Annotated in this window: 17 protein-coding genes and 1 pseudogene; 4 read left to right on the top strand and 14 right to left on the bottom strand. The window is 40.8% G+C overall.

Annotated elements, in window-relative coordinates; all coding sequences use genetic code 11:
* Positions 1-98: 98 nt before the first annotated feature.
* The 5 genes from BrL25_RS16385 to BrL25_RS16365 form a co-directional block, all read right to left on the bottom strand.
* Positions 99-686, bottom strand: coding sequence for a fatty acid metabolism transcriptional regulator FadR (locus BrL25_RS16385; protein WP_018672839.1), 588 nt, complete (start codon positions 684-686; stop codon positions 99-101).
* A 260-nt stretch (positions 687-946) separates the two neighbouring features.
* Positions 947-2,656 carry an AMP-binding protein gene (locus tag BrL25_RS16380; RefSeq protein WP_018672840.1) on the bottom strand — a complete coding sequence of 570 codons (1,710 nt, stop codon included), beginning with the start codon at positions 2,654-2,656 and terminating at the stop codon, positions 947-949.
* Between the two features lie 239 nt (positions 2,657-2,895).
* Positions 2,896-3,933 carry an LCP family protein gene (locus tag BrL25_RS16375; RefSeq protein WP_018672841.1) on the bottom strand — a complete coding sequence of 346 codons (1,038 nt, stop codon included), beginning with the start codon at positions 3,931-3,933 and terminating at the stop codon, positions 2,896-2,898.
* 153 nt (positions 3,934-4,086) lie between these two features.
* A complete protein-coding gene (locus tag BrL25_RS16370; RefSeq protein WP_018672842.1) occupies positions 4,087-5,262 on the bottom strand; it encodes a thiolase family protein in 1,176 nt (391 codons plus the stop codon).
* Positions 5,263-5,285: 23 nt separating this feature from the next.
* Positions 5,286-6,221 (bottom strand): 50S ribosomal protein L11 methyltransferase, encoded by a 936-nt coding sequence (locus tag BrL25_RS16365; protein WP_018672843.1) that lies wholly within the window; start codon positions 6,219-6,221, stop codon positions 5,286-5,288.
* Between the two features lie 353 nt (positions 6,222-6,574).
* On the opposite strand from BrL25_RS16365, the gene csaB reads away from it, so the two are divergent.
* The 4 genes and pseudogenes from csaB to BrL25_RS16350 all read left to right on the top strand — a co-directional run.
* Positions 6,575-7,678: a polysaccharide pyruvyl transferase CsaB gene (gene csaB, locus BrL25_RS16360; protein WP_018672845.1), complete on the top strand. Its 1,104-nt coding sequence runs from the start codon at positions 6,575-6,577 to the stop codon at positions 7,676-7,678.
* Between the two features lie 31 nt (positions 7,679-7,709).
* The gene (locus BrL25_RS16355; RefSeq protein WP_018672846.1) at positions 7,710-8,558 is read left to right on the top strand and encodes a class I SAM-dependent methyltransferase; all 849 of its coding nucleotides are present in this window, start codon (positions 7,710-7,712) and stop codon (positions 8,556-8,558) included.
* A 123-nt stretch (positions 8,559-8,681) separates the two neighbouring features.
* Positions 8,682-9,119, top strand: a complete 438-nt coding sequence (locus BrL25_RS25740) for an HTH domain-containing protein (RefSeq protein ID WP_236848048.1) — start codon at positions 8,682-8,684, stop codon at positions 9,117-9,119.
* A gap of 17 nt (positions 9,120-9,136) precedes the next feature.
* Positions 9,137-10,024: pseudogene (locus BrL25_RS16350) on the top strand (IS3 family transposase); the annotation flags it as partial.
* Between the two features lie 133 nt (positions 10,025-10,157).
* Here BrL25_RS16350 and BrL25_RS16345 read toward each other — a convergent pair.
* The 9 genes from BrL25_RS16345 to BrL25_RS16305 all read right to left on the bottom strand — a co-directional run bounded on the left by BrL25_RS16345 (position 10,158) and on the right by BrL25_RS16305 (position 19,356).
* Entirely contained in the window at positions 10,158-11,069 is a 912-nt protein-coding gene (locus BrL25_RS16345) for an ABC transporter ATP-binding protein (protein WP_018671263.1), read from the bottom strand.
* A gap of 6 nt (positions 11,070-11,075) precedes the next feature.
* The gene (locus BrL25_RS16340) at positions 11,076-12,146 is read right to left on the bottom strand and encodes a FecCD family ABC transporter permease (protein WP_018671264.1); all 1,071 of its coding nucleotides are present in this window, start codon (positions 12,144-12,146) and stop codon (positions 11,076-11,078) included.
* An 18-nt stretch (positions 12,147-12,164) separates the two neighbouring features.
* Positions 12,165-13,169: an ABC transporter substrate-binding protein gene (locus BrL25_RS16335; protein ID WP_018671265.1), complete on the bottom strand. Its 1,005-nt coding sequence runs from the start codon at positions 13,167-13,169 to the stop codon at positions 12,165-12,167.
* 228 nt (positions 13,170-13,397) lie between these two features.
* Positions 13,398-14,954: a YcdB/YcdC domain-containing protein gene (locus tag BrL25_RS16330; RefSeq protein WP_018671266.1), complete on the bottom strand. Its 1,557-nt coding sequence runs from the start codon at positions 14,952-14,954 to the stop codon at positions 13,398-13,400.
* Positions 14,935-15,480, bottom strand: coding sequence for an RNA polymerase sigma factor (locus tag BrL25_RS16325; protein WP_018671267.1), 546 nt, complete (start codon positions 15,478-15,480; stop codon positions 14,935-14,937). The genes BrL25_RS16330 and BrL25_RS16325 overlap by 20 nt, the downstream gene beginning before the upstream one ends.
* Before the next feature lie 194 nt (positions 15,481-15,674).
* On the bottom strand, positions 15,675-16,868 hold the full coding sequence (locus BrL25_RS16320; protein ID WP_018671268.1) for a hypothetical protein: 1,194 nt from the start codon (positions 16,866-16,868) through the stop codon (positions 15,675-15,677).
* 597 nt (positions 16,869-17,465) lie between these two features.
* Positions 17,466-17,984 (bottom strand): SecY-interacting protein Syd, encoded by a 519-nt coding sequence (locus tag BrL25_RS16315; RefSeq protein ID WP_026315126.1) that lies wholly within the window; start codon positions 17,982-17,984, stop codon positions 17,466-17,468.
* Positions 17,985-18,116: 132 nt separating this feature from the next.
* Positions 18,117-18,458 carry an SMI1/KNR4 family protein gene (locus tag BrL25_RS16310; RefSeq protein WP_051088586.1) on the bottom strand — a complete coding sequence of 114 codons (342 nt, stop codon included), beginning with the start codon at positions 18,456-18,458 and terminating at the stop codon, positions 18,117-18,119.
* A gap of 334 nt (positions 18,459-18,792) precedes the next feature.
* Complete coding sequence (locus BrL25_RS16305) at positions 18,793-19,356, bottom strand: hypothetical protein (protein ID WP_018671270.1); 564 nt, start codon at positions 19,354-19,356, stop codon at positions 18,793-18,795.
* Positions 19,357-19,377 lie beyond the last annotated feature (21 nt).

Here is a 19,377-nt window from a genome sequence, read left to right as displayed (position 1 = left end):
ATCTCTATACAAAAGTCTTTTTACAAGTTTTGTTGAGGTGAAATAACCAAGATTATTTCAAAAACGTTGTATTGAGATTTCCTAGGCTTAAATGGGGTCTAGTTTTTGCAGAATCCCTTTAGGAAGAGATTGTGAATGGGATCCACAAGAGAGACGAGATCGTACTTACATTCTTTCATAATCCAAGAAGTTACCGTCTGATCCAACGTACCAAAAATCATAGTGCGTGCCATCCGTACATCAATATCTGAACGGAAGATACCGCTGTCCATCCCTTCCTGAACGACTGCATCAATCAGGTTAAAGTATGATTTCAATACTTCTCCAATACCCTGACTTACCTCAGGATTAATCTGACGCAACTCAATTTGTGTCACAATCGCTAAGTTATGATCCTGCGCCAATTGGCTGAGATGACTCCGAATGAGAATACGTACCTTCTCAGAAACATCGTTTGCCTGAGAAGTCAACTCACGGCAATTCTCTACAAATTGTCCCATCTTCTCGTTAAACAGCGAGATAAGGACATCATCCTTGTTTTTAAAATAGAGATAAATGGTCCCGTCCGCTACCTTAGCTTCTTTAGCGATTCGCGATACCTGCGCGTTATGATAACCGTGCTTGGCAATCACCGTGACGGCTGCATTTATAATGGCTTGATACTTTTCCCCCGTTTTTTTGGCCATGTTGCCCTCCATTTTACTTTCTTAGATGTCCTTGTTTAATTCGTAATAAATGAATGAATATTCATTCAAGAAAATTTTATAATACCTAGGCACCTCTGTCAAGCATTAGACAAATAAAAAACGGCTTACCCCATCTCAGGGTAAACCGTTGCTACAATTGTAACTCTGATTGAATAGATAGGCAATTCTTCCTAGCCAGAAAAGTGCTAGAATCATTTCTTACGTCGAATTTCGTCGCATTTTAGACACATTTTAGAGATTTATCCTAATTTACTAGTGCTTTCTAATTCCATACGTTTCTTCTCTTCTTCTTGCAAATGACGACGAAGTACCTTGCCGACCATGGTTTTAGGTAATTCTTCCCTAAATTCGTAGGAACGCGGCACCTTATAGCTAGCTAACCGCTGACGACAGAATGCATTTAACTCGTCCTCCGTCACCTGATAGGAATCCTTCACTACAATAAAGGCTTTAACCGTCTCTCCTCGATATGGATCTGGTATACCGACTACCGCAGCCTCTTGAATGGCAGAATGTTCAAACAAAACCTCTTCCACCTCACGAGGATAGATATTAAATCCACCAGCAATAATCATATCTTTTTTACGATCAACGATATAGAAAAAACCCTCTTCATCCATATACGCAATATCTCCGGTCAGTAACCATCCATCCTTGAGAACCATCGCCGTGTCTTCGGGACGGTTCCAATACCCCTTCATAATCTGAGGGCCACGAACAGCCAATTCACCAATCTGATTAGGAGGCATTGCTTCATCTGTGGCTGGGTCAATAATACAAGCTTCTGTATCTGGCCACGGAAGTCCAATGCTACTATTGACACGTCTTTCCCACAGATTATTTGAATGGGTAACAGGAGAGGTTTCGGTTAGACCATATCCTTCGACTAATTTGCCACCCGTAATTTCTTCAAATCGCTCTTGTACTTCTAAAGGCAACGGAGCAGAACCACTAACACAGGCCTCAATAGAGGATAAATCATAATTTTTAATGTCTGGATGATTAATGAGACCGATATACATAGTAGGAGCTCCTGGAAAGATAGTCGGGCGCTCCTTCTGTATTAATTGCAAGATTTGCTTAACGTCGAAACGTGGAACCAGCACTATTTCTGCAGCCATCTGAACTCCGCAATTTATCACGGTAGTCAGTCCATAAACATGGAATAAGGGTAAGACCCCTAGAATTTTCTCTTGTCCTTGCCTCATCTTATAAAGAACAGCCTTGCATTGAACAGCGTTTGCCACCAGATTGCGATGGGTAAGCATCACTCCCTTGGCAAGACCAGTCGTTCCACCTGTATATTGCAAGATGGCCAATTCTTCCTCCCAGTTTGCTTCAATATGAATGGGATCAGGTTGTGCCTGCTTTAAAGCGCGCACAAAATTCACTACCCCATCCTGATAGAGAATGGCTGGTACTGGCACCGCTTTTTTATCAAATTTCTGAGCTATTGGGTAAAGCGCTTTCTTCATGGGGGGTAAAAAATCTCGTATGCTGGTTAGAAATACATGAAGTAATTTGGTATTTGACTTCACATTCAGTACTCGGTTGTATAAGAGATCGAGGGTTACAATGACCACTGCACCAGAATCGTTTAACTGGTGTGTTAATTCACGTTCTGTATACAAAGGATTGGTCATAACAACCACCGCTCCAGCAAATATCGCTCCATAAAAAGCGATTATGGTTTGCGGAATATTTGGCAGCATAATGGCAATGCGGTCTCCCTTTTGTACGCCTCGCGCTCGTAATACATGAGCAAAACGATAGGATTGGGTGAGTAGTTCTTGATAGGTCATGCGCTTTCCCATAAAAGAAAGAGCATAATTTTGTGGATAATCTTGTGCTGATTTTTCTAAAAAGTAAGTCAATGGAACACGGGGGTATTCCACTGTAGCGGGGACTTCTGCTGGGTAACAAGATAACCAAGGCTTGGCAATTAACATCGCTTTCCCTCCAACCTTTGATACCTCATCTTTCCCATCTTCACATTCACAATCTCTCCTTAATTGTCTATTTTATTCTAAACAGATAGACTTTTCCAGTTTTTTTACTAATCTTTCCAGCGAGGAAAGGCAAAACGAAACAAAACGAACTGCTCCAACTGATGGTTATGCCTTTCCTTCTCCTACTATTTGGTTTTAACATGTTTCTTCTTTCTAAAAAATGAGGAGCACAACTCTGTTTATTCTGTTGCGTTCGTTTTCAATACTTTTCTTATTTTTTCTTGGATTCGCTCTCGCTCACCTGATGAAACCAGATAGTACCATCCGAGTGTTGAATGATTCCAAATACGTTCATCACGTCCTTTAATTGTTTCTGTTGTGATGTGATTTTGTTTAGGATCATAGTAGGTAACAAGCAACGAGGAAATTTCATTTTGTGTGAGGTCTGTCTTGATATGTTTCCCTAAAATATCCATCAATTTAAATGCCTTTAAAAAAGCATCCATGGAGCTTCCTTTATTCGCTAAGGCCCGAATAATTTCTTGCTGACGGGCAATTCGTTCGTAGTCGCTGTCTTCGTGGCCAAAATCACTTTTCCGATAGCGTGCATAATCTAGTGCTTGCTTGCCATCCAGCACTTGTTTGCCCGGATATAGATCAATATTTGTTCCATCACTAGGGTCGGTATACTTCATACGTTTCTTGACGGTTACTTCTACACCGCCCAATTCGTCAATTAGTTTTCGGAAGCCATCAAAGTCAATCGTGGCATAGCGATCAATCTTGATTGACAAGTAGTCTTCCAATGTCTTTTTTAACAGAACAGGTCCACCAAAGGCAGTTGCGTGATTTACTTTGTCAAAGCCTTTGCCGGGAATTTTAATATAAGTATCACGAGGAATCGAGATCAATTGAGCTTGTTGAGTTAATGGATTGATTGTAGCTATCAAAAGGGTATCCGAACGTGCACGCTCCCCTTTCCTGCTATCTGTACCAATTAGCATCATACTAAAGGGCTGAAGGGTTTGTTCTTTGTGATAGAGCTCTTCTGCTGTAAGGGTGGAGGACTGATCCGAGGGAAGCCCTGGTGCCTGCATGATTGAGGTATCGTCTGGAAATGAAGAGCCGCTCACCTGAGGAAGCGGCTCATACCAATCTTGCGTCATCTGCTTGTATTGTTGAAAAGCAGTACCTAGATAGGCGATCAACGCTATAAATAAGACGCAAAGGACAATGATGATCACTTTTTTTACGGTTTCTTTCTGCTTGGCTCGCATCTGATCTTCCCCTTACCTCATCGCAGTGTCTACAAAAAAAGAAACCCTATACAGGGTCCTTTATACTATGGTCAAAAAATGTCCGATTTATGCAATAGCTACCAAGCCTAGTATAGCTCTTAGGATCATCCTCTATCGTTTATTCACGCCATTTTATCGCTCTACAATCATGCTCATACCCAGTCCTCCGCCTACGCATAAAGTGGCTAGCCCTCTCTGTAACTGGCGTCTCTTCATTTCATGCAAGAGGGTAACGATTAGACGACAGCCAGTTGAGCCTACTGGATGGCCAAGTGATATCCCACTACCATTTACGTTCGTGATGGTTCGATCCAACTCCAATAGCTTTTCTACCGCCAGATACTGGGCAGCAAAAGCTTCATTAACCTCAATCAGTTGTATGTCTTGTAAACGAAGCCCTGCTTTCTTCAAAGCTTTATGCGTTGCTGGGACTGGTCCATATCCCATTAAGTCAGGCTCAACACCTGCCCATGCATAAGAGACAATTCGACCTAGTACCGTAAGGCCAAGATGTTTTGCTTTACTTTCTTTCATTAGTAGCACGGCAGAAGCACCATCATTTAAGCCTGAAGCATTCCCCGGTGTAACCGTTCCCTCATCACGAAAGGTTGGCTTTAATTTGGCTAAAGCATCGAGCGTAATGTCTGGACGAATATGCTCATCTATGGCTAGTGTGATCGTTTTATTTTTTTTACTCAAAACAATCGGTATGATTTCGTCCTCAAAACGTCCCTCTTTAGTGGCATGTGCCGCTTTCTGATGACTTAAATAAGCGATCTCATCCTGCTCTTCCCGACTAATCCCATAGCGATCCACCAGACGCTCTGCTGTTTCACCCATTAAAATATCGTGATGCGGATCTGTAAGTAGGTCCCACAAAGCGTCTGTCATTTCACCATGCATCAACCTTTTGCCAAAACGAGCTTGCTTTAAAACATAAGGAGCACGGCTCATGCACTCTACACCACCCGCGATCACAACCTCGCTATCGCCTAAAGCTATCTGTTGCAGACCTGAGACAATTGCCTGCATACCGGAAGAACATTGTCGCTGAACAGTCAATCCTGTCACTTGCTGAGGCAGACCAGCATCCAGAAGAGCTGTTCTTGCAATATTCGGCTCATCCGTACGTTGAATACAATTCCCTAGAATAACTTCATCAATCTCTCCTGGGTCAATCCCTGTTGTATCCATGATGTCACGAATCGTTAGTTCAGCTAATTTACGTGCTGACACATCTTGAAACATGCCGCCAAATGTTCCGATTGGCGTCCGTTTTGCTGCGACAATTACGATAGGCTCTGCCATGCTACTCCTCCTTGGGGATGCAACTATTTTCCTTTATTGTCGCACAATTCCAATAAGAGTGTCACCCATTCTTCACTTTGTTTTTGTTCCATTACATAAAAACCTGCTTGTTCATAAGCTTCTACTACTTTTGGTAAAATCCACTCTACTATTCCTGACAGGATCAAGCGGCCTGTAGGCTTAAAGGTACGTCTTACTAGCGGTAACATCTGAATCACTTCTTCTCCGCCAATATTAATGAAGATAAAATCAAAATGCTTTTCTAAGGATAATAGGTTATCGTCGACTGATGCATCACCTATCAATACCTTCACAGATTGATCAGATAATTGATTGAGGGCTAGATTTTGCTTTAGTTGATAATCGGTTTCTGGATTGATATCTGCTGCATAGACAGGGTATGCGGCTCCATTTAGTAGGCTGAAGATAGAAAGAATCCCTGACCCCGCTCCCACATCCAAAATAGTTTTGCCTGCTAATTGACTCTCCTGTAAAAACCGCAAAATATCCTGAGTTGTTCCATGATACCCCGTTCCAAAAGCAGCACCGGGATCAATGTAGAGCACATGCGCCGCTTGCTCTACCACCTTCGCGTCTTCCCAGGAAGGCGCTATTAGCCAATCACCTATTTGTATGGAGGTAAACTCATCTTTCCACGATTCGTTCTCCTCCTCAACTTGTTCAGTAGCTGCAATTCTAATTCTGCCTTCCCATTGATCAAGATATCTTTGTAGTCTAGCTGTCTGTTCCTGCTCGGTAGTCGCTAGTGGTTCAAACAGATAGGCGGTCATCGGTTTCTCAGTTAATTCCGCATAATCGTAGCCATTGTCAGTCGTAATGACCTCTACTTGGGGTTCAATCCACCCTAATGTGTAGTCGGTTTCCATAATGGTATAGGAAAATATCTCCTCTAATTCTCCTGGTAGGGAAAGCGTATATTTCATCCAATATTTTGTCATGCAACAAGTTCCTTTCTGCCAAAAATCTAGCATATTCTAGTGTAGACATGGTAATATGAACGGTATTAGAGCGTGTTCAAGAGAGGGGTCTACATGATGTTTGATGAGTTTTTCTATCGAAGACGAAAAAACAAAGGCATCCTGTATGTAATGATTAGCTTTATCGTACTTAGTGTGTTGTTAGTTGCCGCAGGAATCTACTATATTATGTAGTTCTGTCTCCTTCGCTTTACTTACCTATCGCCTCTCGATTATACTTGAGGATGTGCCCAATTTAGAAAAACGGCACTTATGATTGTATACTACTTATCAGTTACGTTACCAGTACGTTTGAATAGAAAGAAGGTTCTCTCATGTCGCGAATTCTCATCTCCGGATATTACGGCTTTAATAATGCCGGGGACGATGTTGTGTTATATGGAATAATTACCTCGCTCAGACGAGAACAACCGAATATTTCCCTATCCGTGTTGTCAAATACGCCTGAGCGGACAACATCGCTATTTGGGATATCCGCTCATAATCGTTGGAAGCTCCCCACGATTGTGCGAGAATTAAAGCAAAGCGACCTGTTGGTAATGGGTGGCGGTACACTCATGCAGGACGTTACCAGCCCCCGCAGTGTACTCTATTATCTCGGGATCGTTACCATTGCCAAATTGTTAGGCAAACCCGTCGTATTTTATGCCCAAGGCTTCGGTCCCATCCTAAAATCCTTTAGCCGTTCCATGATTAAAACAGTCGTGAATCATGTAGATGTCATTACTGTACGCGATCATGAATCAGGTGAAGATTTTAAAGCTTGTGGAGTAACCAAGGCTCCGTTATATGTTACAGCGGACCCTGCACTCACTATTCATCCTGAAGATATTTCAGATAAGCGAGGGGCTGAGCTGGTATCACCTATGTTCGAAGATTCATCCCGACCGCTTGTGATCTTTTCCGTTCGTGATTGGAAAACGGAAGCGCGTTTCAAACAGGTGATTGCCGATGCTGCGGATTATTATCAGGAACGCGGATGGAACGTGCTGTTTCTACCGATGCATTTCCCAAGTGATATCGCCCCTTCTGAGGATATTTTAAAGGCGATGCAGCATAAGGGCGCGGCAATGCTGAAAGAGCATGTCTCTTTTCATGACATTATGTGCATCTTGAAGCAAGCGGATTACGTGGTGGGGATGAGGCTTCACTCTTTGATCCTTGCTTGTATGCTTCACATTCCGTTTATCGGGATTTCCTATGATCCTAAAATTGATCGTTTTGTGGAACGTGCAGGCATGACCTGTGCGGGCCATATCAAGGATTTAACATCAGAACAGTTGCTTTCGCTACTTGACGATCGTATGCAACACCTAGATCGAGAGCAAGCTATCATCCGTGAAAAAGCTGACATGCTCAAAGCGGAAGCTATGAAAAGTAGTGAGCTAGTTTTACAAGCGTTAGCCAGCAAGAAATAACTGTCGTTTGTTTGTAAGGAGGCAAAAGATCTTGTCACTCTCTTCGTCATTACTTATCGCGTTAAACAAAATGTTTCCTTTGCCCGTTCATCCGTTCAATCTAGCGAATGACGGTAAAATGAGCTATACCGAATGGCAATTCCGCAAGGGTGATCAGACCATTCAATTCTTCTTGCCGTTCCATTCTCAGGAAGAAATGTTTAAAAATAAGACCGTGTTAGATATCGGTTGTGGCGGTGGCGGTAAAACCTGCTATTACGCTACATTTGGTCCAGAAAAGATTATCGGAATTGACATTGTTCCTCATTATGCAGAAGAAGGTAATGCCTTTGCTCGGGAAAAAGGCTTGGATAACATCGCCTCCTTCATGACAGGTGATGCATCCAAAATGTTGTTTGAAGACGAGACATTCGATACAATCATCATGAACGATGCGATGGAACACGTAGATAATCCAGAGAAAACGCTGGAGGAATGCTTTCGTGTCTTGAAAAAGGGCGGTCATCTATACATTAACTTCCCACCGTATTACCATCCATACGGCGCTCACTTGTCAGATGCAATTGGATTTCCCTGGGTTCACTCCTTCTTTTCTGAACAAACCTTGATCGATGCGTATCGTAAACTCGTTCAAGATTTGCCAGACGGGGAAGATCGTCTAGGCTTTCGTATCAGCAAACGTCCAGATGGTTCCGAGTACTTCTCGTATATCAATCGCATGACGATCAGACGTTTCCGCAACATTCAAAAAGGCGTTCACTACCCTGCTGTGTATGAAAAGGAAATCCCTCTGCGCAATGTAGTAGCTAATTTAGCAAAAACGTCTTTGTTCCGTGAGTATTTTGTGAAGATGGTCGTTTGTGTTTATCAAAAGAAATAAGACAAAACCCCCAAACAGATCGAATGAACTGTGACCCGTAAGATGGACATTTTGAAAAAAGTGACCTTCTTACGGGTCTTTTGTGTTTTAATCAACTTATTAAAATAAAGCGAGGAAAGAATTGTGGGAAAAACAAGAGCTAATTCAAAGGTTTTCACGGAACAAGAAATGAAACATCTTGAAGCTAACCCTTATGTTCAGCATGTAACGTACAAAAGTATTACTTATGCACCAGCATTTAAGGTAGCAGCTGTCAAAGCGTATCAAGAGGGACAAACACCTATGGAAATTTTTTGTGGTGCTGGTTTTGACATAGACGTTATTGGTCATAACAAACCAAAAACATGCTTAAAACGTTGGCGTAATGTGTATCAAATTCATGGAGAGATCGGCCTTTTAGAAGAACAACGAGGAAAGAAAAGTACGGGTAGACCCTCGACAACGGAGTTGTCCGTAGAGGAAAAGCTTAAACGAGCTGAGGCGCGTATCAAGTTTTTAGAGGCGGAGAACGACTTTTTAAAAAAGCTCGACGCGCTCGAAAAGCAGAAGTTGCAGAGGTAACGTTATCCCCCTCCGAGCGCTATCAAATCATTAATCGCACCATACGTCAGTACAATTTGCGTGATGTAACACGATATCTTTGTAAACTTGCATGTGTTAGTGCGAGTGGCTACTACCGTTGGCTTCGTGCGGAGAAAACTAGACAGCTACGAGAGGATGCGGACGAACATGACATTAAACTTATCAAGAAGCACTTTGACGCTCTTCGTGGTAAAGCAGGAGCATTAGTTATTAAGATGCGACTTGAGCGTGAAAGTGGAGTGATCATGAATCATAAAAAGATTCGTCGATTGATGCGAAAGTATAAACTTGTTGCTACCATTCGCCAAGCCAATCCCTATAGAAAATTAGCTAAGGCAACGCAAGAGCACCAAACATGTCCCAACCTGTTGCAGCGTCAGTTTGATCAGGGAGAACCTGAAAAAGTACTGCTCACCGATATTACGTATATGTATTACGGTAATGGTCAATGTGCCTACCTGTCGGTAGTCAAGGATGGGGCAACAAAACAGATTTTAGCTCACTATCTTTCTTCTTTAAAGCTTCCATTGGTGAGGATTACTTTGAAACGACTGTTCCAACGTCTAGATGGCAACATTCACCCCGAAGCCATTCTACACTCAGACCAAGGTCTGCATTATACCCACTTTAAAACCCGTCGCTTAATCAGGAAAGCAGGCTTTAGGCAGTCCATGTCCCGTAAGGGAAACTGTTGGGATAATGCTTCCATGGAAACTTTTTTTGGTCATATGAAAGACGATTTGGAATATAAGACATGTCAAACGATACAAGAGTTGAGGGATCGAGTAGACAGTTACATTGATTATTACAATTCTGAACGTTACCAGTGGTCATTAAAAAAGATGACCCCTGATGAATTCAGAAGTCATCTTTTAGCTGCCTAGTTAGGTATTCTTTTAAAACTGTCTACAAATAGGGTCACAGTTCAGAAAACTCTGTTGGGGGTTTTACTATTTCGCTATCCTCTATCATAATGTAGTAATTTTGATCTTGAGGTAAAAATATGCGTAATTAAGCCTATTCACCTGTCAGCTTTTCTGATCGCTGTTTCGGGCAAACCAGTACCTGAGGTCGCTCCGTCTTGGGATGAGGGACAATCGCTGTGTTTACTTGAAAAACGTCAGAAAGTCGCTTTGTGGTCATCATTTCAGTCGGTGTTCCCTCATCCGAAATCCTACCATCATGTAGCACAATAATCCGATCACAGTACAGGGAAGCTAAATTCAGATCGTGTAAAACAGATACGACTGTTACCCCGCAATCCTGCTGCCACTCCTGCACCACGTCCATGAATTGCACTTGATAATGAATATCTAAATAAGTGGTTGGTTCATCCAACAAAACGATGCTAGGCGACTGAGCCATTAACTTGGCTAATGCAGCTCTCTGTCGTTGTCCACCACTCAATTGGTCTAGTCTTTTGTTTGCCAGCTTCTTCAACTGTAGTCGATCCATAATGCTATCGATAAACGGTCCACTATCCTCAGTTTCTGTTCCCCACCAGGATTGATATGGAAAACGTCCCATTTCTACGACTTCTTGCACCGTATAATGAATCGCAGGTATCGTTTCCTGTTGAAGAACAGCCATATGCTGGGACAGTTTTTTTCTCCCATATGACTTGATGTCTTTTCCATATACGAGAATCTGTCCAGCAGATGGCGTCTCCGCTCGTGACATCAGAGATAGCAGGGTAGATTTGCCACTGCCATTCGGTCCAATAATACCTAGCCACTCACCCGCTCGAATCTCAATGCTCACCTGTTGCAAAACCGATTGATTTCCATATCGATGTGAGACATCACAGACAGAAATGACAGGAGCATTCTGTTCTTTTTGCAAGGTCTCCTGGCTATTGAAGTATGTGGAATAATCACGATTTTGCTGTAGCTTATGTTCTGATGTTACTTGTTGTCCTCTGCTCTTCATCAGCGATCATCCTCCCCTGCGCTTCCGTTTATTTCGGATCAGTAGCATGGCAAAGAACGGTGCACCAATAAAGGCGGTTACTACTCCAAGTGGTATCTCTGTTGGGGCAAGTAAGGTACGGGAGATGGTATCCGCCCACAACACATAAATAGCACCACCTAAAGCAGACATGGGGATCAATAAGCGGTAATCAGACCCTATGATCATCCGAAGTAAATGAGGAACGACCAATCCAACAAAACCGATCACACCTGCCACGGATACAGCAGCTGCCGTCACGAGAGTAGCTGTTAGTAGCACGATCCACTTCGTCCGTTCTACATGCAGACCTAGATGCCCGGCTTGTCTCTCTCCCAATGCAAGCATATTTAAGGGACGAGCATATGCAAATAAAATCAGTAGTCCTATCACTAAGTATGGCAATAAGACACTTGTATAGGACCAGCCCCGCATAGCCAGACTTCCCATCACCCAAAATAAAATTTCATTGATGGTTTGCTTAGACATTGCCACAAGAAAAGAAACAATCGAGCCTAGGAAGGCTTGCATAACTACCCCAGATAAAATCAGGGTTTCAATCGGAATCTTTCCGTTTTCTCTTGCCATCTGCAACACAATCACTAATGTACAAACTCCGGTCACAAAGGCAGTCAATGGCACTGTCCATTGTCCCAACCAAGCATATTGCAGGCCAAAGTAAATAAGGATGGCCGCCCCAACTGAAGCACCAGAGGATACTCCTAAAGTAAAGGGGTCTGCTAGTGGATTGCGTAAAACACCTTGAAACGCTGCCCCTGCTATCCCAAGCGAAGCCCCGACTAACAAAGCCAAGATTACCCTCGGCAATCTGACGTTTAGCATAATTTGTGTAGAGGACTCATCCCATGTAACGGGAATAAATGAATGAATCCCAGGAATCTGGTGCAATAAAATACGTGTAATCTCATCCATCGGCAACAGAACAGAACCAATGGCTAAACTAGCCACAACAGACAGCAGGAGCAGTATCATTCCCACTGCTCCTGCTGTCATTCTTTTTTTCCCATTCATCTGTCCGTAAGCGTTATTTGTACTCATCCTAGAGGTCAGCCCCACTTACTTAAATTTATCAGGATAGATTGCTTTCGCCATCTCTTTCAAGCCTTCTGCAAGGCGTGGTCCAGGACGACTGATGATATTCTGGTCAAGTCCTACTACTGTGTTGTTTTTAATCGCCTCGATCCCACTCCAGCCTTTACGAGAACGTATAATATCCTCTAAGGATTGGTTTGTTTTAGAGTCTATTACTCCCAGTGTGTAGAGAATAACATCGGGATTTTTTTTAATGATGGTCTCTTCATTAATTTGTACCCAGCCTTTTGTGTCACCAGCCACGTTGATTCCACCAGCAAGCTCTATTATTTGGTTCAAAAATTCCCCGCTACCAACCGTCCAGCCTGGAGAAAATTCAAGATAAACTTTCTTTTTCTCGTTCATATTTTTTACAACAGCTAAAACCTCGTCACGAGTCTTTTGAAGCTCGTCCACAACTTTCTTCGCTTCAGCCTGATGATCGGTAATTTTTCCATACAACTCCATATTTGCAATCACGTCATCATACGTCTTTGGTTCTACCTTAAAGATTTTTACACCAAGCTCTCGAAATTTCTTGACCGTCTCTTCTTTCATTGAAATCCCTGTAAAGACAATATCCGGTTTGGCAGCCAAAATGGACTCAACGTTCGGCGCCATAATGCTCCCCATTTTCGGCTTATCCTTAGTAGATGCCGGGTAATCATCGTAGTCAGAAACTCCCATGATGTTTTGCTCAAGTCCTAGTGCAAATAACGTTTCCGTTTCAGCAGGCGATACTGATACAATACGCTCCGGGGCTTTTTCGAAGGTGAACTCTTCCCCCGTCACATCTTTTACTTTGAGCGGATAGATGGTTTTTAGTGTAGTATCTGTCGCTTGATTATCCGATGCCGAATCAGTCGCTTGGTTCTGATTTGGGGAAGATTGTGCTCCGTCCTTTGGTGTTGTTCCACCCGAACACGCGGTTAGCGAAACAGCTAAACATACTGTTAGCAATGCTGTTAGACTATGTTTCATTTTGTTCATGGAAATATCCTCTCTTCACTCGATTTTTATCGATCATATCTACCAAAAAATCCCTAATCCTTCAAACAGACGGATTAGGGATGGTGTCGCCTCTTGAACGGGAGGACTGCTCTCCTCCATCTAACTTAAAGAAATACAATTGTCTCGTAAAAGAAACTATCGTATTTAATTATAGGAGAAAGAAAGCGAACTTACAAGAAAACTGGTATATAAGATAAAATAACCTTTCTATCTAATCACTTCACCGGTAATCGCATCAACATACAGCCTAGGTGTGTCATGATAATATATCTGATAAACCAAGTGAGGAACTGCTATTTGTTGCTTCTTATCCATTAGCATGACATAGACTAAAGACAATGGGCGTTCCTTCAAGTAGATAGTAGCAGCTACGTCTGGTGTCATTGCTTTCGATTTGTCCGGGAGGCTAGTAGTTCCTTGTACTCCATAGCCCAGATCAAGTCCAATTACCTTTTCTGTTTTGGCATCAAGGGTCACAGAATAACTTCGATTAATGATGGGAATACCTTGATACGACCTTCTAAATCGATAGGTTTGAGTCAAACTTGTTTTTTCAACATCTATCAATAGAAGCTCTTTCGTATGAACATTCATATATCTTTCTATGATGCCCTTCGCTATTCCAGACAATTCCTTGTGAACTGCGATGGTAGAAGAATCCCTCTCTTTCACACCTGGAGTACTAATCCTAAATCCCATCAATTGTCCATCAAGGGTTTCTACCTTAATTATTTTTCCTTCTTCGATTTGCCAGGAATATTCTTTATAGGTATCGGTAGACAAAGTATCCTCTACCGCTCCAGGTCCATATACGACGATTCCAAATTCCTGTTGAAGGATTCTCACAACCTCTTCCGGAGTATGCGCAATCAGTTTTTTACCCTGAGCTACGATCGGAATAGGCTTACTATATCCTTGGCTTTGCTCCTCTTCCTTCGCTTCTCTTACTTGTCCACTGACCGCATCAATATAGCCTGAAAAGTTAAATTCATAGGTAAGCCGCGGTTGTTCATCCCCTTGGTAAACTAGCCTCATGTCTTTCATAAATAATTGTTTAGCAGTCGCTTTGGATATAGCTTGCTGCGGCAAAGGAAATTTCATATTTGTATCTGTGCTTTTTGTGATGGTTGATTGTTTTATTTGACCTGATTCATCTAATTCCACTTTATAGCTATCCGCTAAAAAGGGGATTCCATTTACCATACGATTCATGAAAATGTATCCGCGAGCAGGGGCAGAGAGTGCGGGATTTATTTGATATCCCTTTAAATCTTCACCTCCAAGCTGCTGCAAATAGGTATCTTTTGCTTTTGGTTTTGGGGTTACCACATCGTTCTTTTCTTTTTCTTTGGCTGTTTGCTTCTGTGAAAGTGACTCCTTTAGAGAAGTCTTTGGATTAGATACAAGCTTTTGCTGTTGATTTTGTTTTTGTTTTTGTTCCTGCTTTTGCTCTTGTTTTTGCTTTTCTGATACCTCAACAGGGGGTTTCGCAATAAACTCCTGTTTCGTAGGATAGCTGGACATAGGTGGGAAAGCCTCTTTATTCACTGAAGGTGCAAAAAGGTACAATATAAGTGCGAATACGCTTGCTAGTCCAAGCCCAAATTGAATTGGTCGATAAAATCTGTTTCTTCTGTGCACCACAATATTTGTCTGATACTCTAGCTGGGTACGTAAGGTTTCTACAAACTCTTTTCTTGGTTTATTCTTTGTATGTAATTTTCTTAATCGAACGAGCAATTCCTTATCTTTTTGCCAATCCATCGTACAGCTCCCCTCCTATCCGTCCTGCTAGTTCCTTTTCAAGCTTTTTCAATGCTCGATGCAAGGTCACTTTCACCTGTGATTCCGAATAATCCATGATGGAGGCTGTTTCCCTAACGCTGTATCCCTGAATTCCCCTTAGGATGACAACCATTCTATAATGCTGTGGTAGCTTTTGGATCGCTCGGATCAGCTCCTGCTCCTCTTCCCAGCTCTCTACTTCTTTTTCTGGTAACCCATCTGAAGACACATGTTTTTTTAGTACATCAATGGAAAACAGACTTTTCCATCTTTTCTTGCGATGATAATCAATAGCAATGTGCTTCGCTATCGCAAATAGCCACGTTTTCATATTTGCTCTATTTTCATAGCGTGCCAAAGAACGGATCACACGGACAAAAACCTCCTGTGTCAAATCCTCTGTGTCATTTTGATTGCCAGTATAGTACAGCAGAAAATGATAAACATCTAAATAATACTGCTCATAGATTAACAATACTTGCTGTTTTATATCTTCGTCATACAATGCAGTTCCTCCATTCACAAGCTCTTGTTGATACATATCTCAGATTACATAAGCAACATTTACTGCCAATATCCTGCTACTCTGTTTCTTGTTTAATTGTTTAATAAGGTCTCCTAACATACTAAACAAGCCTATATATGGCTGTATTCTTAACGCGTGGTTACCCTACCCTTGATTTACTTGTCATTTTACAATTAGCCATCAAAGCTATAGATTTTACCGTCTGCTCCCACCCCAAAGGCATAATGCTTTTTTTCAGGAGTTGTACCATCTAGGATGACTAGCGTTACCCCATTTGTTCCAGTCATGATCATATTCCCAACTGTGTAGCTTTTTGCATTGTCTCCTTGTACACGCTGTAAGAATTCGTATGCCTTTTGTTTGGCCAGCTCTGGGGATGCCCCTTTTCCTGATGGGCGTTTTTCAAAATGTATATATACAAGCTTGCCTGTTTCTTCCTCTATATGCATTCTGATCTCTTCTTTCTTGTCAGTCTTTGACTTTTTAAAATTAATATCGTAAAAAGTATTATACTTAGATAGGCTAATTTCTTTTACGTTATAATCTCTTAATTCCGGGTAAAGTACGTGCATCCGATCAAACATAGCCTGTGCCGGCTTTGTCAGCTCGTCATTTGGCATTTCCCGATTTTCGAGGTCAGCCGCAAACCATTTATCAAATAGAATTGGCTTTGTTACAGCATCCAAACTTTCAATTTTACCGTTTTCACCGAAACGCACTGAAACGTAATTTGCCACATTACTCTTATTTGGTAGGCTAATTCGGAAATTGACCACCGGAGGCAGGGTTTTAGCTGGGATTATCTTGCCTTCCACTTCTTTCTCTTTTTGTGTTTCTCTCCATACCGAAATAGGGGAGTCGTTCTTTGCCTTTCCTCCATATAATTTTTCTACTAAAAGAGCTGCTTGTTGTTTAGCAGTTTCATCCGTTATTTGTTTTTCCAATCCCTTTGGCGAAGCGTAAACACTTGTCCCATTTGGATATTCTGTGCGGTCTAAAAAGCCGAAATATAGCAGTTCTCCTGTTTGTTTGTCCAGTTGAATATTGACGAGTGGCGTGTTACCTGCACCATTTTTGCTTACTTCTACGTCGATTAATTTACTCCATCTTTTTTTAAGCTCAATCTTCTGATTGTTATACTCCTTGATTTCGGGAAAGGCTAGCGTCAGCTTTTCTATCACACTCTTTACCTGCCAATTGATATCAGCTTGCGGGGGAATTTGCCCTTGTGTAGAGGTAGTTTTTTTCCCATTCGTCTTCGTATCTATAGCCCAAACCGATGAAATCGGTACAGAAAGTAGCGTTATGACGGAAGCAGTTGCCATAAATCTGTGTAATGACATGGTTTTGTTTTTGGGGGTATTCATCTTATCTCTCCTCAATGTCTACCTTTTTTAACCTCTATTAGTCGAACCAAGCTTGAAATGGTTACAGTTTTTTCTTTTTTTATGGGTGATACGCACAAAATCGACTTGGTGAGGGATAAATGAGTTAGCTTTTCCCTTCATCAAAATAACCCCGAGTTCTTAAAAGTCACTCGGGGTTACAGATGTTATAGAGAGCTATCGGGGATACAGGCAGAAGGTATCCGTTAAAACTGCGTGCTATCTTTTTCTTCACAATAGATTACTTGCTGTAGTATCTGTACCGATAATTTGTAGGAGTTGCATTATGGGATGGAAATCCTCCCAAAGAAGGTAGTACGTACAATGTTGAAATGAGATTCCACAAATCCTCGGATAGAAAAAAAACTATAAAACGAATATGGATGAGACTTCAATCGAAATGCAAAATGGCATGGTTAATTTCATAGCGAAACTGGAATCCGTATCTGAAGATGACGGTTGCTGTGCTGTCTATCCGTCACGTCCCCAGATAAAATATCTTGATTTAGGGAACGCTTCATCCTGGGACGATAGTGCCTTGCCCATAACAAAAAGGTTGTCGATAAGCGTTCCTTATGGTTACTTTTGCAATCTTAAACTAGAGATTAGCTCCATTAAGCTATTGGATATTACATCAAAAGATCCCCTTCCAAAATCTCCTAATTCAATCCTCCCATTTTTATTATCTAGAACAACTATTAAGCCATTCCCTTCTATTCCTATAGGAATTTTATAAAGTCTATTGCCATGATTGTTTTTATATCCTTCTAACGTGCTTTCAAAAGAATCTAATTCGATATTTGGCAATACAGCTTCTAATCTAATATAATGACTATCAATAAACCCATCTAAATCAGCAAACCAATATGAATTAAAATATTCATTAACTGAAGAGTGGAATTTAATATCTAACCGTTCTTCGATTTCCTTTAAATGGTGATTAGTATTTTTCACAACCGGTTTCCACAAAATCTCTTCATCATCATCCATCTCACCTTGATAAATGAATGAGTCAATTTCTTCGTTGTATTCTGTTTTGAATAGAAAGTCCAATCCTTTGTCAAAGTATTCCTTTCTTAATTTGAAGTATTCGTTCATAACATCTTTTATTTTCAAAGAAATCAACTTCATCCATTTTTATTAGAAATTCTTCTAAAGAGTTAGCAATTAGCTCATCTTCATAATATATGGGGCATTGGCCATTACTATTTTCTTTGTATAAATCTATTGTTAAACAAGAAATTTCTGATATCTCAAAAAAACAAGCAAATTTTCTTGATCATAGTCATCTCGCCTGATATTATCAGTGTAAAACTCTTCTCCAAAAATAAAATCAACAATACCCTCTGGATCCATTAATCTGTTAAACCTTGATTGGAAACTATGACAAACAAACCCATATCCAATCTCACTAAAAAAATTTCTAAGTTCTTTTGGAAATTTTCGTCCCCATCTATCTTCAGCTTCCTTAATTTGTTCATCTGAAAGTCTATAAAATACATGCTTTTTAGAGGAATCAATTTTCATTTCTGGCTCAATAATATATTGTTTTAAAAAATCAAAATCACTCATACTTACTCCCCTTTCTGTTAATACTCATCAATTGCCTAGGTATATCTGTCTTGCAAGTCCACCATAATTATTTTGATATATTCATAAGCAACAAACTTTTGTTGATGCCATCATGGTTTTAGACACCTGTCAAACTGATAAAAATAATTTTGTCACAAAGATAGATAATCATCTATTTAAAATTGAGTTATATTCCTTGAATATCTGATATTTTAATCCTAATATTCAATCTCTAAAGTTTTTTCTTCCCTTATCACTAGAAAAGGAACAAATAAAATACCCCTGATGATCAATGATATCTTATCAGAGGTATTTCCATATAGAATCAATTATTTTAAGACATTAATACCACTTCTCCGTCACGATTTCGAACCAGATATAATGCCTCGACACCAAAATACAGTTCGTACTCTTCGGGAAGATTTTCAAATATACACCCAAGATATTCAAATTCTGTATCAATATACTCTTCTGGAACAGCTCCACCTATTTTAGAAGAAAAATACTCGACTGCTTCTTCTGAGTATACCTCTATACCAAGTTCTAGTACATCTGGCTCAATTCCTTCTTCATAATAAATAATACGTTCTCTTAATCTATTAATTGAAGTACCCTCATTTTCAGTATTTAATTCTGCCCCTAAGGGTACTTCTATGATTATTGGATCATCTTGTTCATTAATATCTTGATATATTTGCCAGCATAAAACTCCTTCAATGTCTGGAAACCTCTCCCTATCGCAATAAATTTGCATTAAAAAACCATACTCTATCTCCTCAAAATATAATGGAAATTTTTCAGGTCTATGAGTAGGCAAACCTCCAATTCTATCTATAAACATATTATTCTTATCTTGCACAGTGCGTTCTCTGGTTTTCATATAAAATACCTTTTTCATTAATTACCTCCAGAAAAGTAA

Source organism: Brevibacillus laterosporus DSM 25 (genome assembly GCF_002706795.1).
GTDB lineage: Bacteria > Bacillota > Bacilli > Brevibacillales > Brevibacillaceae > Brevibacillus_B > Brevibacillus_B laterosporus.
The sequence above is the reverse complement of the archived record's forward strand: the minus strand, read 5'-3'. Positions and strand labels throughout refer to the sequence as shown.

What these genes read in the sequence shown, in the direction of transcription:
- BrL25_RS16310 (WP_051088586.1), bottom strand. Translation starts at nt 18,458, where the DNA reads ATGAGTGATTTTGATTTTTTAAAACAATATATTATTGAGCCAGAAATG.
- BrL25_RS16375 (WP_018672841.1), bottom strand. Translation starts at nt 3,933, where the DNA reads ATGCGAGCCAAGCAGAAAGAAACCGTAAAAAAAGTGATCATCATTGTC.
- csaB (WP_018672845.1), top strand. Translation starts at nt 6,575, where the DNA reads ATGTCGCGAATTCTCATCTCCGGATATTACGGCTTTAATAATGCCGGG.
- BrL25_RS16335 (WP_018671265.1), bottom strand. Translation starts at nt 13,169, where the DNA reads ATGAACAAAATGAAACATAGTCTAACAGCATTGCTAACAGTATGTTTA.
- BrL25_RS16385 (WP_018672839.1), bottom strand. Translation starts at nt 686, where the DNA reads ATGGCCAAAAAAACGGGGGAAAAGTATCAAGCCATTATAAATGCAGCC.
- BrL25_RS16340 (WP_018671264.1), bottom strand. Translation starts at nt 12,146, where the DNA reads ATGAGTACAAATAACGCTTACGGACAGATGAATGGGAAAAAAAGAATG.
- BrL25_RS16345 (WP_018671263.1), bottom strand. Translation starts at nt 11,069, where the DNA reads ATGAAGAGCAGAGGACAACAAGTAACATCAGAACATAAGCTACAGCAA.
- BrL25_RS16305 (WP_018671270.1), bottom strand. Translation starts at nt 19,356, where the DNA reads ATGAAAAAGGTATTTTATATGAAAACCAGAGAACGCACTGTGCAAGAT.
- BrL25_RS16330 (WP_018671266.1), bottom strand. Translation starts at nt 14,954, where the DNA reads ATGGATTGGCAAAAAGATAAGGAATTGCTCGTTCGATTAAGAAAATTA.
- BrL25_RS16370 (WP_018672842.1), bottom strand. Translation starts at nt 5,262, where the DNA reads ATGGCAGAGCCTATCGTAATTGTCGCAGCAAAACGGACGCCAATCGGA.
- BrL25_RS16365 (WP_018672843.1), bottom strand. Translation starts at nt 6,221, where the DNA reads ATGACAAAATATTGGATGAAATATACGCTTTCCCTACCAGGAGAATTA.
- BrL25_RS16380 (WP_018672840.1), bottom strand. Translation starts at nt 2,656, where the DNA reads ATGTTAATTGCCAAGCCTTGGTTATCTTGTTACCCAGCAGAAGTCCCC.
- BrL25_RS16320 (WP_018671268.1), bottom strand. Translation starts at nt 16,868, where the DNA reads ATGAATACCCCCAAAAACAAAACCATGTCATTACACAGATTTATGGCA.
- BrL25_RS16315 (WP_026315126.1), bottom strand. Translation starts at nt 17,984, where the DNA reads ATGAACGAATACTTCAAATTAAGAAAGGAATACTTTGACAAAGGATTG.